This window comes from Bradyrhizobium sp. SZCCHNPS1003 (assembly GCF_032381555.1).
Classification (GTDB): domain Bacteria; phylum Pseudomonadota; class Alphaproteobacteria; order Rhizobiales; family Xanthobacteraceae; genus Bradyrhizobium.
The window spans coordinates 1-14633 of sequence record NZ_JAUHIU010000039.1; the positions used below are offsets into that span (position 1 = coordinate 1).

At 58.3% G+C, this 14633-nt stretch carries 15 protein-coding genes and 1 pseudogene; 10 read left to right on the forward strand and 6 right to left on the reverse strand.

Features of this window, described 5'->3' with window-relative positions; translation table 11 throughout:
- Positions 1 to 487 (forward strand): transposase (locus tag QX126_RS33265; protein ID WP_315718325.1); only part of this gene is annotated, 487 nt, incomplete at its 5' end.
- Positions 488 to 710: 223 nt separating this feature from the next.
- Entirely contained in the window at positions 711 to 1412 is a 702-nt protein-coding gene (locus QX126_RS33270) for a hypothetical protein (protein WP_315718324.1), read from the forward strand.
- A 402-nt stretch (positions 1413 to 1814) separates the two neighbouring features.
- Here QX126_RS33270 and QX126_RS33275 read toward each other — a convergent pair whose 3' ends face one another.
- Together QX126_RS33275 and QX126_RS33280 are read right to left on the reverse strand one after the other, a co-directional pair.
- Positions 1815 to 2363, reverse strand: coding sequence for a DUF6714 family protein (locus QX126_RS33275; RefSeq protein ID WP_315718323.1), 549 nt, complete (start codon positions 2361 to 2363; stop codon positions 1815 to 1817).
- Positions 2364 to 2771: 408 nt separating this feature from the next.
- On the reverse strand, positions 2772 to 3707 hold the full coding sequence (locus QX126_RS33280) for a hypothetical protein (RefSeq protein WP_315718322.1): 936 nt from the start codon (positions 3705 to 3707) through the stop codon (positions 2772 to 2774).
- 429 nt (positions 3708 to 4136) lie between these two features.
- On the opposite strand from QX126_RS33280, the gene QX126_RS33285 reads away from it, so the two are divergent.
- From QX126_RS33285 to QX126_RS33320, 8 genes and pseudogenes are all read left to right on the forward strand, one after another.
- Positions 4137 to 4547, forward strand: a complete 411-nt coding sequence (locus tag QX126_RS33285; RefSeq protein ID WP_315718321.1) for a hypothetical protein — start codon at positions 4137 to 4139, stop codon at positions 4545 to 4547.
- A gap of 186 nt (positions 4548 to 4733) precedes the next feature.
- Positions 4734 to 5234 carry a hypothetical protein gene (locus QX126_RS33290; protein ID WP_315718320.1) on the forward strand — a complete coding sequence of 167 codons (501 nt, stop codon included), beginning with the start codon at positions 4734 to 4736 and terminating at the stop codon, positions 5232 to 5234.
- Positions 5235 to 5651: 417 nt separating this feature from the next.
- Positions 5652 to 6197 carry a hypothetical protein gene (locus QX126_RS33295; RefSeq protein ID WP_315718319.1) on the forward strand — a complete coding sequence of 182 codons (546 nt, stop codon included), beginning with the start codon at positions 5652 to 5654 and terminating at the stop codon, positions 6195 to 6197.
- Between the two features lie 477 nt (positions 6198 to 6674).
- The gene (locus QX126_RS33300; RefSeq protein WP_315718318.1) at positions 6675 to 6917 is read left to right on the forward strand and encodes a hypothetical protein; all 243 of its coding nucleotides are present in this window, start codon (positions 6675 to 6677) and stop codon (positions 6915 to 6917) included.
- Between the two features lie 17 nt (positions 6918 to 6934).
- Positions 6935 to 8578 (forward strand): recombinase family protein, encoded by a 1644-nt coding sequence (locus QX126_RS33305; protein WP_315786834.1) that lies wholly within the window; start codon positions 6935 to 6937, stop codon positions 8576 to 8578.
- Positions 8579 to 8598: 20 nt separating this feature from the next.
- Positions 8599 to 8877 (forward strand): annotated as a pseudogene (locus QX126_RS33310) (recombinase family protein); the annotation flags it as partial.
- 111 nt (positions 8878 to 8988) lie between these two features.
- A complete protein-coding gene (locus tag QX126_RS33315) occupies positions 8989 to 9117 on the forward strand; it encodes a WGR domain-containing protein (protein ID WP_315786848.1) in 129 nt (42 codons plus the stop codon).
- Positions 9118 to 9304: 187 nt separating this feature from the next.
- A complete protein-coding gene (locus QX126_RS33320) occupies positions 9305 to 10717 on the forward strand; it encodes a DUF6035 family protein (protein WP_315786837.1) in 1413 nt (470 codons plus the stop codon).
- Positions 10718 to 10746: 29 nt separating this feature from the next.
- On the opposite strand, the gene QX126_RS33325 is transcribed toward QX126_RS33320, so the two are convergent.
- From QX126_RS33325 to QX126_RS33340, 4 genes are all read right to left on the reverse strand, one after another.
- Positions 10747 to 11394, reverse strand: coding sequence for a hypothetical protein (locus QX126_RS33325; RefSeq protein ID WP_315786840.1), 648 nt, complete (start codon positions 11392 to 11394; stop codon positions 10747 to 10749).
- A gap of 29 nt (positions 11395 to 11423) precedes the next feature.
- On the reverse strand, positions 11424 to 12596 hold the full coding sequence (locus QX126_RS33330; protein WP_315786842.1) for a Fic family protein: 1173 nt from the start codon (positions 12594 to 12596) through the stop codon (positions 11424 to 11426).
- A 557-nt stretch (positions 12597 to 13153) separates the two neighbouring features.
- Positions 13154 to 14307, reverse strand: a protein-coding gene (locus QX126_RS33335) for an IS3 family transposase (protein WP_315786844.1) whose coding sequence is annotated in 2 segments (ribosomal slippage) — positions 13154 to 14058 and positions 14058 to 14307 — 1155 coding nt in all. Because the reading frame shifts where the segments join, the coding sequence is not laid out codon by codon here.
- A 58-nt stretch (positions 14308 to 14365) separates the two neighbouring features.
- A partial coding sequence (locus QX126_RS33340) for a hypothetical protein (protein ID WP_315786846.1) occupies positions 14366 to 14633 on the reverse strand: 268 nt, incomplete at its 5' end.

Below are 14633 nucleotides of genomic sequence, written 5' to 3' on the forward strand. Positions count from 1 at the left end.
GCCGCACGTGACCGTCTTCGACAAGTCGGCCCGCACCGACGGGACCTTCTCGCGTGAGGCCTTCACCTACGACCATAGCAGGGACGTCTATCGCTGCCCCGCTGGCAAAACCCTCACCACTACAGGGACGCTGGTGAACAACGATACGACGGTCCTCTACCGTGCGAGCAAGCACGATTGCCAAGCATACTCTCTCAGAAGCAGGTGTTGCCCCAACACCCCGGCCCGAAAAGTGCCGCGCTCGGTCTACGAGGGCGCTCGCGACATGGCACGCGAGATCGCAAGCTCACGGGAAGGCCGCACTTCACGCCGGCTCCGCAAGAAGATCGAGATGCTGTTCGCGCATCTCAAGCGCATTCTCAAGCTCGATCGCCTGCGACTAAGAGGGCCGAACGGCGCACGCGACGAGTTCATCCTCGCTGCAGCCGCTCAGAACCTTCGCAAAATGGCCAAGCTGATCCCGATGCCCGCACCGACGCCCGCGTGACCCCCACCAAGCCAACTCATCCGATAAACGGCAGTCGTTCACGACGAAACTACAGCCTACTTTTTCAACGGAATCGACCATAAGCGGACATTCACAGTCTCTTAAGGCCTTGAGGACCAGCGCCGATTGGGCGTATTCACAAGATAGTGCCACTTTGATACTCCTCGCGGCATTGAGCAACTCCATAGGGATTTGACTTCGATCTCTGCCTGCGGGTGCAAATGTGGTTCAGAAGAAAGTCGCCCCTCGTCTTTTTGTGATATTTGCGCGTGAAGCACATGAAGCCGTCATCTTCCGTCGGGGTCCGTCGGACTGGTTTCATATCATTCGCTGGGACACCAAGGGCGATAAGTTCTATCCGGGCGCCTGGCTGAAAGGGCGCATCTATCCAGAAAAATGTGATCTTTCGCCTGATGGCGAATTGCTGCTGTCGTTCATCCACAAAGGTCGTGGCCTGAGAACGGACTACACCGATGCATGGAGCTCGATCAGCAGGAGTCCGTGGCTTCATGCTCTTGGCCTGTGGCCCCAGGGAACAACGTATGGCGGCGGAGGACGATTTACAGATAATCGAAGCGTTGTCCTCAGATTTTACCCGGTAGCAGCACATCCAAATCATCCGGGTACCGGGATCAATGTCAGCTTTATTGCGTCTGACACGAGTTTTGCCAGAAAGACCGATCTCGCACCTTTACATCGATCGACCCAAGAAATTTCGGGAGCCGAGTGGACCGGCCGAGATCAGCGAGGCAGATTGGTTTACGCTGCTAATGGCAAGCTCATGCGCGCAGGCACAAAGACACAGCAAGCTACTTGCCTGGCCGACTTCAACAATCTCGTTCCGGACCCGCAACTGCCCCCTTTCTCCGCGACGGTGCCGCTCGGAGCGAAGAAGCTTCAGAGACGTGTCGAACGTAAACAATGATAGCAGCGCCATCTGGACCTGAGATCGTATATCAACGCGGATGGAATCTCTTTTCTCTTTTGGTGGAAGGCGCATCCCAGTAGCTCGTTCGCTATTGTCCGCTCTGGGTCAAAATGTGAAAATCCGACCTGAGCAATTCTGGTCCGTTGACCACCCCAGAGCGGACCTCAACCCGGCGGCTCGCCACTTCGCTGATGGGGAAGAAGCAGCCGTCGATGCACCCCACCCGGAAGGTCGGCTATGGGCGAATTGCGGACGTGACCGGGTCGCCGGACCGTACCCTGAATGGCCCTGGAGGCTGCCGACTTGCGGCGCTGCATCAAGTCGGCAACTATCCGAGGTACACCGGCCGTGACGCTAGCTCGTTCGGGACGGCAGCAAGTGACCCATAACGTAAGATGGTCAACGTCCTTGAGGCTTCGCCACTCGATCATACCAATACGTTCCTAGTGCCTCGACAATAGCATTATTCACGATATAGCCGTAATCTGGCCGATCTCGCAGTGCTCGCCATTCAAGATAATGAACGATCGCGACAGCCTGGCGGTGATCTAACAAGCTCCAGCGATTGCGAGCACATTCAGCCTCGAGCTTTTCGCTTTGTGGCTTGGCTCTCTTGTTGTGTGATCGGGGGGCAAAGCCGTGAGTGAGTGCAAAGATTGGGTCGACCATCCGCAGCTGGGTGGTCATATCCGCAATAATGTAGGCAGGTATGTAGAAGCAAATCGCTTCATCGGTCAGAAAGCTCAAAGCTGACCCGAGGCCGCTTGGTACCTTATCCAGCCATTCGGGCGCGAGTGTTGTCCAGTCATCCTTATCGTCAAATGCCGCGATGACCCGCAATGGCTCGTCGCCTTGGGCGCTGTTGACCAGCGGAAGGAACCGACCCTGCCGCCGTGCTGGGAAGGCCTGTCGTATTTCTTCGATTAGAGCCTCGACGGATACTGTCATGCTTTCCCTGCAAGATGCTCAGAGACGCGCCCAGTCGACGCGTCAAGCCCATGTCTCAGCTTCAACTTAACCGCCAGGCGCCCAGTGGACACATGAGGCTAAGAGACACGATTAACGCATCGTTTCTAGGGGCTATTTGTTGGCGTTCGACTTCCGGAATTGGCCCATGGCTGCCGACTTGCGGCGCTGCGGCAAGTCGCCTGTTATCTGGGGTACACCGGCCAAAGCGCCACCCCATTTCGGAGGACAGCCCATGGCCCGGCAGAGAAAGGCCGTCAGGGCCATGCCATGTCGGTTATTCGAGGTTGTGCAGAAGAGAGTCACTCGGCATAAGAATTTCAGTCTTTGACCCGAAGCTGACCTCGACACCAACTTGGAATCCCCCGACAACCCGCTCGGTTGATCTCGCTACGAGCGGCGGTGAACCTCGAACGACGCCATCAAGTCAAGGATACGCTGCTGCATCCTCTGCCAATTGGGCACGTCCTCCGGCCGATGACGGAAATAGAAGTGTCGGCCCTTGTTGATGAAGCGGTGCTGACAGGACTTCGGAACAGCCTCGGACGGCGTGCCGCAGCCTATTATCGTGGTGTTGACGCCATGACCGTCATCATAAGCAAGATAGCCATTTCCGACGTACTCCTTGCCGTCCTTGCCATGCGTGATGGTTTTGGTCTTCACGAGACCAAACTCTCTACTTTGCTCGACAATTTCTCCGCCGGGCGGATCTTTCATTAGACTTAGCATCCATTCGGGGTCCCACGTGACGAAGACCGAGTTGCTGTCAAATTCCGCCGGCATCAGACGGCGGTCGAGTGGTTGGAAGTCGGGAGCGGTCGTCGCAAGCAGCAAGCTCGGGCTTGACCCGCCGCTCCACTCTGCTTGCCAGACGGTTGGGATGAGATATGTCTCACCTCCAGAATACCTGATGTAATAGCTGTCCGGCGACACGGGGATCAGTGCCAGCCGCTTACCCACGAAGTCACGCACCTGCAGGCAGGTAATCGCCGGCCCCCGACCCTCAATATGCCCGTTTATTACGCCCGGCTCGAAGACGCGGTGGAGATACGACCAGTGATATAGGCGCACATTGGAGGGTTCGCCGACAACGAGGATCGCGTGGTGCTGCATGTAGAGCAGACCATCGTGCCTGGCCCTCATTTTAAAGATCGACAGGTCGAACCATACGCGTGCGGGCCGGTAGTCGGAGGCCCCGTCAGAAATCTGGATGCAATACGGCTCAGATCCAGCGATCTCTTCAGCGCCATGAGCTACAAGGAGCGATGTCGCCGCGCCTGCGGCGACAAAGAGCAAGGTCACAATTAGAGCCAGACCAACAAGCATTCGTAGCGAAATCAACTCAATCCCCGCCGTGCCACACATTCTATTTCGACCGGCGATATTGGAGTTTGCGCGTGGGGTCGCAGCAAGCACCGTTTATCGGAAAGTTCGGCAAATGGCCGGTGGTCGCGTACGGTATTGTACTTGTTCGTCCGCCTCCCAGAGTGAGAAACGTCAGTGTCTGGCCCAAGGCTGCCGACTTGCGGCGCTGCGGTAAGTTGCCTGTTATCTGGGCTACACCGGCCATAGCGCCACCCCATTTTGGAGAACAGCCCATGGCCCCGCAGAGAAAGGCCGTCAGGGCCATGCCATGTCGGTTATTCGAGGTTGTGCAAGAGATTTGCGCGGCATGAGAATCTCAGTGTTTGACCCATTGCTGACCTTGAGAAGTCTTGGCATCGTGTCGCGATTACTAGCGATCAGGGTGCGAATATGCGTACATTGAAGATGACAGGGCTCGGCGCGCTTTGCTTGATTGCTTGTCTTTTATTCGACCGAGCAGAGGCATGCGCGGTGGCGAGCGCACAGACTGGCGTGCTCTTCGACCATATCCCTGCGGAGCTCGATGCGCCCGTCATCGTAGAGGTGACGATCGTTGGCAGAGAGGCCGATATCAGTTCTCAGAAATACGGCCGTTTGGCTGTGATGGATGCTCGGGTCGACAGGGTTGTCAAGGGGACACCCGATCTTGACGCGTTGAAGGTTGTTACGTCCATCAGCACCTGCACCCGAATTGGCGTCGGACATGGTTTTGTTGCCGGTGCGATTGATCACGATGCCCGGATCGGCCTCGAGCTGATTGCGATACAGCGACCCTATCAAACCCTAACGCAAAGACGATGAACTCGACCGGGCTTATCAAAATGTGCTTCGTAAGGCTTCCTGTCCCGTTCACCGCGCCGACGTGAGCTTCGTTCAGCGACGTTGGCATTCATGCAATCTTTACTTGTATTCCGGACAACTCCGCTGAATGCCCCTAGAGGCCTTGGCCGATGGCGCCGGAGTTCTGACGCACCCTATGAGCCTCGTATGACATTTATTGGCCCGAGAGCCCTTTTTGGGATTTTGCTGTCTTCGTTGATAGCTGGATGCGATCTCAATCCTCAACTCCGTCCACTGCCCGTGCCAGCCGACCAGGCAGCGTTTCAGAGTGCGTGGAACGCTGGCCGCAGCTACAGTACTCTCACCAACTCGTCCAGCTACGATGGTCGTGTGGAAGAGAAAATGCCAAGGAATCTGCGTAATTGGACCGGGAAGGTGCTCATCAAGAAGACGGTGCGCGGCAAGGTCGATTTATTTGTAATACAGGTCGCCGATCAAGTTGCCGTCGTCGCCTACAACGTCGATCCGGCGCTTCGCGCTGATCTGGCAGATCGAGATAACTACGTTCAATTCAGCGGAGTTCGACCGGAACACCCGTCGCCAACATTTCCTTCGGACGAGCTACAGGTCTCCGGAATATGGGTACTTTTCGAAATGAGACTGGACAAGGTCTCAGTCCCTAATCACCGGCAGGGACAAGGCATATAAAGAATCCTTCAGAGCACGTTTCGAATGTTGGCGCGAAGGCGAATTTCACGCGCAGTCTGCGGAAGTCAGCTTTTGGCCCATCGCGACGAAATCCGCCTATGGCCTGCATGGAGGCTCTGAGGGAGTAGACCGGACCTGCCAGAGATCGGGCAAAGCCGTCGCGATCGACCCATCGCGACATATTGCGGTTCTGCACGAAGTCGGTCGCTATAGGGACAAAGCAGACATTGCTTTAGTCGCATCGCGCCGCAGGGTTTATGGGTACACGGCCTGGCCGTGAGTGAAAACCGGATATCCATTGACGTAACGAATCGGCCGTGATTCGATTCGCGGCACTGGCCGCTACAGGCCAGGCAAGCGGCCCGCACAGGTGCTGAAGACACCTGCACGAGCCTAACCCTCAACATGGAGAGTGCCATGTCTCAGGCTGATTCTGCCTATACCACGAGTCGTTCAATCTTTCCTGCCAGCCCGGCCGTTCGGCGCCGGCAGTTTGTCACCGGCGGCGGCGCCATCCTGGCCGGGGTCATCACGGCCTCACAGGCTGAAAGTGTTGGCGTTTCGACCTCGCCCGACCCGGTCCTCGATGCCATCGAGGGCCACCGCCGAGTCTTTGAGGAACTGGGGCGCCTGCTCGCCGAGCAGGATGCTGCCGAGCGCGAGCTGCGCGGTGCGCCCTGCGGCAGGCGGGCCGAGCTGGAGGCCAAGTTAAGTGGCCTCTGCGCGGCTGAAGGCGCACTCGGTCGGGCTGAGATGAAGGCCTCGCGTCAGCTCGCCGGAGTCGTGCCGGGAAGCCTCAAAGGAGCGGCCGCGGCGTTAAAGTATGTGCGCGAGTGTTATGAAGTTGGCCAGTACCCCCTTTACGAGGAGGATGGCTACCGGCTGCTGCTGCTCTCGACTGAACGCGCGATTTGTGCGGCCGTTGGTCTCGCTATTCCGCATCGTGTTGTTGATCCTCGCTAACGATTGCGCGTCTTCCTACGAGCGGGATGTGGAAACGAAGTCCTGGTCGAACCGCGACGCACCCCCAGACGAAGGCGGTGGAACGGATATCTGCGACCTACGACCATCGTGCCACATCTCGGCTCCACAAAAGGACGAAGAACAAGATCAACGTGAAGGCAATCCGGGTGCGCCTAGACATGACGCAGGAAGAGTTCGCAGCTCGCTTCGGATTCAGCGCTCAATACGCTATGCCATTCGGAGCAAGGTCGCGACAGCCGGAGGGGCCGACACGCGTGTATCTTCTCGCGATCGAGCGCGCCCCGAAGGCCGTGCAGAAGGCTTTGCAGGCTGTGTGATGCGTTCGAAATCTACGCCAAAACGGCCGTTCGTAAGTATCTGCGCGCTCCCGTACGATGGCAGGATTTTTGGTCTTCTCTTCCTGAATTCGTCGCCGCTTGATGCTCGTTTGACTTCACCAATCGGGCGAGCGACGGCATGGCAGATGACACAGAACTGGAGCTGGACGACATCAGACCGGCCAACGACAATCAAGGTCCGGAGGATGGAACGAGCAAGGCGGATAACAAGACGCGGCGACAGTTGGAGCAGGTGACGTTGACCATTTCCCGGCTGATCGGACGCCGGATTGCACGGAAACAGTTCGCGGCGCTCAGCGCCGCCAATGATAACAGGCCTCAAGCCACGAACGATGCGGAGGACGAGGCCGGCAAGGATTAGACAGAACGGAGACCGTCATGCCCCGCGTTGCGCTTTACGCCCGCTACTCGTCCGACAATCAGAGCGAAAGCTCGATCGAGGATCAGTTTCGCCTCTGCCGAGAGCACGCCAAGCGCGAGCGATGGAAGGTCACGAGCACCTATCACGACGCCGCCATTTCGGGCGCGAGCATGATCCTGCGGCCCGGTATCCAGTTGTTGTTGCAGGATGCGCAACGCGGTCTGTTCGATGTCGTGTTGGGCGAGGCGCTGGACCGGATTTCTCGTGACCAGGCGGATGTCGCCACGCTGTTCAAGCATCTGCGCTTCGCGGGCGTCTCCATCGTCACCCTGGCCGAAGGCGAGATCAGCGAGCTTCACGTTGGCCTCAAGGGCACTATGAATGCCCTGTTCCTCAAGGACCTCGCCCTGAAGACTCATCGTGGTTTGCGCGGCCGAGTGGAGAAGGGCAAGGCCGGCGGTGGCCTCTGCTACGGCTACAACGTCATGAAGGGGCTCGACGCCAACGGTGAGCCGATCCGGGGCGATCGCGAGATCATCGTGGAGGAAGCGAGGATTGTCCGACGCATCTTCCGCGCCTTTGCCGCCGGCAAGAGCCCGAAGGCCATCGCGGTCGAACTGAACAAGGACGGCATTCCCGGCCCGCTCGGCCGGGCCTGGGGCGACACCAGCATCCGAGGCCACGTCTCGCGCGGCACCGGCATCCTCAACAACGAACTCTATGCCGGAGTCCTGGTCTGGAACAGGCAGCGTTTCGTCAAGGATCCAGCGACTGGCAAGCGCGTGTCACGGCCGAATCCGGAAAGCCAGTGGATCAGGATCGAGGTGCCGCATCTCAAGATCGTGGACGATGAACTGTGGCAGGCCGCGCGGGCGCGGCAGCAGCAAATCTCGGCACTCTTTGGCCCCAACCCGGCCAATACGCGGGAGGGCAGGGCCAAGCGGCTGCACCTCGCCAACCGGCCCGTCTCCCTCCTTTCCGGCCTTCTCACCTGTGGCTGCTGCCGCGGCAAGATCGGCATCCTGACGCCGAATCGTTATGGCTGCCTCAACCATCATCGTCGCGGAACTTGCGCCAACAACCGCACCATCATGCGCGAGAAGATCGAGGCGCGGGTGTTGGCGGGACTGAAGGATCGCCTCGTCTCCTCCGAGGCGGTCGCAGAAGCGGTGCGTGCCTATGCCGAGGAGATGAACCGCCTCAACCACGACCGGCGGGCGCGGGCGGAAACAGACCACCGTGCGCTTCAGAAGATCGAGCGGGCCGTTGCCGGCATCATCGCAGCGATCGAGGACGGCCTCTACCAGCCGTCGATGAAGGCGCGGATCGACGAGCTTGAACGGCAGAAGGCGGAGATCACACAGCGCCTGTCAGAGGCTCCCGCCGACATTCCCGACATGCATCCCAACATCGCCAACGTCTATCGCAAGAACGTCGGTCGGTTCACCGAGGCGCTCGCCGATCCGGATGGCGGACGCGAGGCCGCCGAGGCGCTCCGCTCGCTCATCGGCGAGATCGTACTCACTCCCGGCAAGAAACGTGGCGAGGTCCATGCCGAGCTACGCGGCGAGTTGATGGGTATCCTTGAATTCTCTAATACCCAGGAAAATCAAAGAAGTAGTCTTGTTATGCCAGCAGTGGCTGCACCTCCCCGCAACTAACGCCTCCCTAGCCTCTGGGGTCCCAGCTATTGCTGAACGTTATGGGCTCGTTCGCGGAGTTCGAGCGGGCTCTGATCCGCGAGCGGCAGCGTGAAGGGATTGCCATCGCGAAGGCAAGGGGCATCTATAAGGGGCGGCGCCGAGCACTGTCCCCTGACCAGGTCGAGCAGCTGCTGGGCAGGGTCAGAGAGGGAGCGAAGAAAGCCGCTCTTGCGCGGGAGTACGCGGTCAGGCGCGAGACCATTCACCGCTATCTACGTGCCGCGGCGTCGGCCGGGATAGCCAAACAAGAACAATAAACGGAGGAAAACCGCATGACCGCCATCATACTCGCCTGTATCGATGATCGCCGCAACGTATCGCGATTTTACATGCTGGATGTTCAACCCACGTTGTTTGGTGGATAGACGCTGTTCCGGGAATGGGGGCGGATAGGCCGCGCTGGCACGGTACGTGCCGAGACCTACTCCTCTCGCGGCCAGGCCGATATAGCGCTTGGTTCGAATTGGACTCGCAAGCTCAAACGGGGATACCGATAGCTGCGAAAGCAAGGCTGTGTTGGAAGGCCCGCCACATGAAGGCAAGCCTGCTCCTGTGGAAATCGTCCACCGCGGCTGCTCTTGTGCTAGGTTGGATTCCTGGCCTCCATAAGTTCTGTGAGTGATTCCGGGAGGAATCGGCCAAAATCACTTTCCGTTCGTCTACATGCCTTGGGCGATCCAGCCAATGACTTCTCCCAGTCAGGACGTCACGATCGATGCGCGTGCCCTCGCGACACCAGTGGATGATCCCGAAATCAAGGAGATCACCGATCTCGTATCAGGGGAGATCCACCAGGCTGCGGCGTTCATCGCTGACCACCAGTATGGCGATCTCATCGCAGCCCGCAGTCTTATTCGCGAAGCAATGAAGAGGGAGCAGCCGCAGTATGTCTGTGCAATCTGCGGGACGCCGGTGCACCTCGTCGCGAGCATGCAAAAGCGCTTCTTCTTTCGTCACAAGACAGAGGATGGTTCATGTCCTGCGGTGACGCGAGGCTCATTAACGGAAGAAGAGATTCGTGCGAGGAAATATCGCGGTCTGCGGGAAAGCGAAGCTCACAAGAAGATCAAGCAGCTGATCGAGCGCAGTCTGCGGGCGGATCCCGGGTTCGACACGGAGACAATCGCCCAAGAGAAGCATTGGAGTGCTTTGAACGCCCCCCAAGCTTGGCGTAAGCCGGACGTGCAGGCAACGTCTAGCGAAGGCCGCTTTGCCTTTGAGGCGCAGCTCTCCACCACCTTTTTGGATGTGGTGGTTGGCCGACGGATGTTTTACCGCGATGTGGGGGCGCATCTGATTTGGATATTGGCCAGATTCTCGGAAAACTACAGGCGTATGACCACTGACGACCTGCTCTTCTCCAACAACTCTAACGCGTTTGTGGCCGACGAGGAAACGGTTCGTATTTCGGAGGAAACCAAGCGGTTTCACTTGCGCTGCCACTATCGTGTCCCGTCCTGTAGCGGCGGCGTCATCAGCGATAAATGGCAGGAGGCCATCGTCCCGTTCAGTGAGCTCAAGAAAGAGCTGCAGAATCAGCGTGCGTACTATTTCGACTACGAGGCGGAGGAAGCGAAGTGCCTCGACCAGCAATTGCGCGAAGGAGTTGTTGCCTATTGGACAGAGAACATGACCGGCCAGATGAGGGGAAGGCCGGAGCACCACGGTCGCTGGTTAGAGCTCAAAGAGAGGCTCGCGCAGCGTAACGTGGCAGTGCCAGACCATCCGGATTGGAGTAAGAGCTTCACTGGCATGATGAATGCCGTGCTGAGCGGTTTGGCTGGGCGCGGCATAGGGTGGAAATTTGATACTTTAGTCCAGTGCGCCCACCAAATCTCTGAAAGGCGGCCGGAAAGCCTGCTGGCGTTCGCCTTCGCCGTCGAGGTGGCCGGCCATAAGGAGCTGCTGACGAGTCAGGATTCGACCGGAAAATGGGCTGCCCGACGGAAAGCGATGGGCATCGAGTTGCGCAACGGAGATCAGAAATTCGCACCTCCGCTGGAATGGCTACCTGCCTTGTCGTTTCTGTTTCCAGACGTAGGCGCACGGCTAGCAGAGTTCGTGCGGAGCAAAGGGTTATTTTCGAGAACTGGATAATCGTAAATACGAGTTAACGACAAAGAGCATCAGTCGGGTGCGGGGCCCCTCGGCATCATCCATTCGTGTCCGGTCTTCCTCTTTAATCTTGCGAGCACCTTTTCCATTCTTTCGACAGTGTATTGGTCAAGAAAGCTGACCAGCTCACGCCATTCTGTGCGGCCTCCAATATGGTATCCGAGGGAAAGGCCGAACTTGACGAAGAAGCGACTGCCGTCGAACTCGAAGCCGATATTGTTTGAAAAGGAGTGATGGTCATCGTTGTGCGCAAAGCGCTTGTTCCGAGCTTGGATGATTTCATCGTGGACGCTGCGGAGATGCTCGGGAAGGATATCGCGGCCAAAGCCACTTCCTTTTCCGCCTTCATGCAGGCGCACGTAGGCAACCACAAATGCCGTTGTGAGCATATCGAGCTCCATGATGGCATTCATGTCGGTATCGAACTTGTATTCCGACAGCCGCTTTTGTGCATGTTTCAACGCCACTAGGGCGGTGAAGGAGTTCGATATCCTATAGAGCTGCAGCAGTTCTTTTTCCGCCGCATCTAGGGCTGCGCGTCCATTGTCTGCCATTGTTTGAAAACTTTGGCGCCATTCGTCGGGAAAGAACTGAAGCGCCTCTTCCGGCAATGAATAGTACTCTGTGTCTTTCTCTGGTTCTCCTGGATCGTCCGGCACTTTGACCTCCACTTGATTCGGCCGATCTTTTATCCCGCTAGCGGCTGGTACAGTCTCGGAAACCACCGATCAACGATGGACGTTGGAAATCCAAGCTTTACGGGCGAGCGTGTGGTGGGGGAGACGAGATAGCCCTTCTCGATAAGCGCACTGAGCACCGTTCGAGCTTGGCGCGCCTCGTACCCCGTCAGCGCAGGGGCGTTGCCCCTCGCATATTCGCCAGCAATGACCGCTTCGCGGAGCAGCGGCCAGGAACCCTTTGGGAGGCGCTTTGCGCGGGTTTCCTCTTCGGTCCAGATTTCCATACGTCTGAGCAGTTCTTCTGGCTCCAGAAGTCCGGCCATGAAGTCGACCTGGTCGACACAAGTCGTGAGGAAGAATTTGCAGAAGTCGACAAGTCCGGTCATCGTGAGGTTGCCGCGGCCGTCTAAGTCGCCGCGACGCGGTTCATCCGCGGCCTGGAGGCCGGCTTTGTAGTCGGCGACCCTCCGCGCAAGGCCGCGCGAAACGGCCCAGAGTTCGGAGCCTACATCGAGCTCGCGCAGCAGAGCATGGGAGAACAGACGGGTCACGCGGCCGTTGCCATCGAGAAACGGGTGAATCCAGGCCAGCCGATGATGGGAGGCGGCTACGCCGATGATTTTGCGAAGCTTAGAAAGGTGCCTTGAGGAGTAGCCCTCAGCAAACCGCTCCAAGAACGCAGGGAGATCTTCAGGAGGCGGGGGAATATGCAAGCCGACCTTGACGTGGTCCTTTCGAAGCTCACCAGGAATGACCTTGATCTTGTCTTTCGTGGTCGGATGTTCGGCGACCAGCAGCTCCTCCGGCAGCCGTTCGCAGAAGTTCTTGTGCGTCCAGATAATGAAATCGACCGATAGCGCGGGCGAGGGGGCCTCACCACGGTCGATCATCCGCTGAACTTCAATATGGGCACGTGCCTCCAATTGCAGGTTGCGGCGTTCCGGCTCTTGAGAAAGGTCGTTGTTGAGTGCTCGGTCAATGTCGATCGGCAGCGTATTGTGGCCTTCGATGAGGTTCGAGTAGTAGCAGTTCATCGAGCGCACGAGGTCGCCTACCGAGGCCCTCATGACCGGATGCAGGCGCCCCGCAAGCGTGCTTGCCTTGGCGACCAGGTCGGTGGCCAAGTCTTCGAGTTCCTGCCGGTCTTCCGGTAGGAGGGGTTCCATAGCTGAAATGTTCATTTTTGCCGCTTTCTTTGCCGCAAAATACTAGAGCAATAACAGGTACTAAATAAAGTATGCCGGGCTAGATTTGCCGCTTTCTTTGCCGCTTGGAGAAGCAGAAATCCGCATACCCGTTCGAGTACGCTTTGCTTCCCAGAGGCGTATTTCCGGTGGGGATGTACCGCTTCCTTTCCTTAGAGCGTCCGTAAGTAAAGGATATCGGGTTTTCCTTTCCTTAAGTGGCGAAGCCGGCCAACGCGGGCATCTCTCGCCGGCGTTCTCTCTCTGACCAACTCGCCTAGCCCGAAAACCGGGGGAAAATGCCCGCAACCGTTGAGTGTGCCTTGACCGCTAGGTGGGTTTGTTCTAATTTTGTTCTCAATATTGGGTGGAACCCAGCCCGACCCTGGTTAGGCCGTCAGAGCAGGTTCTCATTTCGAGACTACAGCAGCAGCCGCAAGCTTCGGACAGGAAAAATGCACGAGATCATCTGTCCCCACTGTAGCAAGGCCTTCAAGGTCGACGAATCCGGCTATGCTGAGATCTGAGCTGCTGCCGGTTTGATGGACACCCGGTCAAGCTAATCCCACCTTGCGCTCGAACTCAACCGGGCTGACGTAGCCGATGGTCGAGTGCCTGCGGGTCGTGTTGTAAAATCTCTCGATGTAGTCGAACACATCGGCTCGCGCCTCGTCTCTGGTCCTGTAGGTTTTGCTCTCCGTCCGTTCGGTCTTGAGCGACGAGAAGAAGCTCTCCATCGCCGCATTGTCCCAGACATTGCCGGAACGGCTCATGCTGCAGACGATGCCGTGGTCGGCCATCAGGCGCTGGAACTGCTCGCTGGTGTACTGGCTCCCCTGGTCGGAGTGGTGCAACAGCGCATCCGGTTTGCCCCGTCGCCAGACTGCCATCAGCAACGCATCGGTCACCAGCTGAGCCGTCATGGCGGCGCTCATCGACCAGCCCACCACCCGGCGCGAGAACAGGTCGATCACTGCTGCAACGTAGAGCCAGCCCTCGGCCGTCCAGAGATACGTAAAGTCGGCGATCCACTTCTGGTTCGGCCGCTCGGCGGCGAACTGCCGGTCCAGCAGGTTCGCCGGCACTGTCTCGAGTTGCCGATCGCCACTGTCCTTCGGTAAACACCGGCGTCGCGGCCGCGCCCGCAAGCCCTGCAGGCGCATCAGCCGTTCGATCTGGTGGAGGCCGCAGTTCACCCCGTCGGCGAGCAGATCACGCCACACCCGGCGCGCGCCGTAGGTGCGGTCGCTAGCCATGAAGCTGGCCTTGACCTTGCCGCCGAGCTCTTCGTCGCTGCGGGATCTGGCGCTGGGAGAGCGGTTCAGCCAGGCATGAAAGCCCGACCGCGACACCCCCAGCGCATTGCATAGCCATGCCACCGGCCAGATCGCCCGGTGCTTCGCGATGAAGACGAACTTCATGTCGCTTCCTTCGCGAAGAAGGCTGCGGCCTTTTTTAGAATATCCCGCTCGGCCTTCAATTTGGCGACCTCACGGCGCAACCGCTCGATCTCCTGCTGCTCAGGCTTCATCTGGCCATGGCCGGGAAAGGCCCGTACCGGGTCGGAGCCGAACTCCTTGACCCACTTGCGCAGCACGTTCTCATGAACGTCCAGATCGCGGCCGGCTTGCGCCACCGATACCCCGCGCTCCCTGACCAGCTTGACCGCCTCGACCTTGAACTCGCGACTGAACTTCCGTCTCTTCATCGCCCACCTCCGGCTTCATGAAACACCCAATCTCGGTGTCCATCAAACCGGCAGCAGCTCACTCGATGCCGTCGGCAATGAGCGGCGACACCTCATCCTGAGCGGACTCACTTGCGGCTACAGTTTCTAGAAACTCGATAGTCAGGTCCTGGCTCGGAATTCCCTTCTGGTCGAGGAATTTGATCAATCCAACCAACGTGACCTGACCTTGCCCCTCGGGCTTAATCCAGCTTGAAGTTCGTTCTGGCTCCAACGAGGACCAGAGCATGAAGCGCAGCCGCTTTACGGAAGAGCAGATCATCGGGATTTTGAAAGAGCACGAGGCC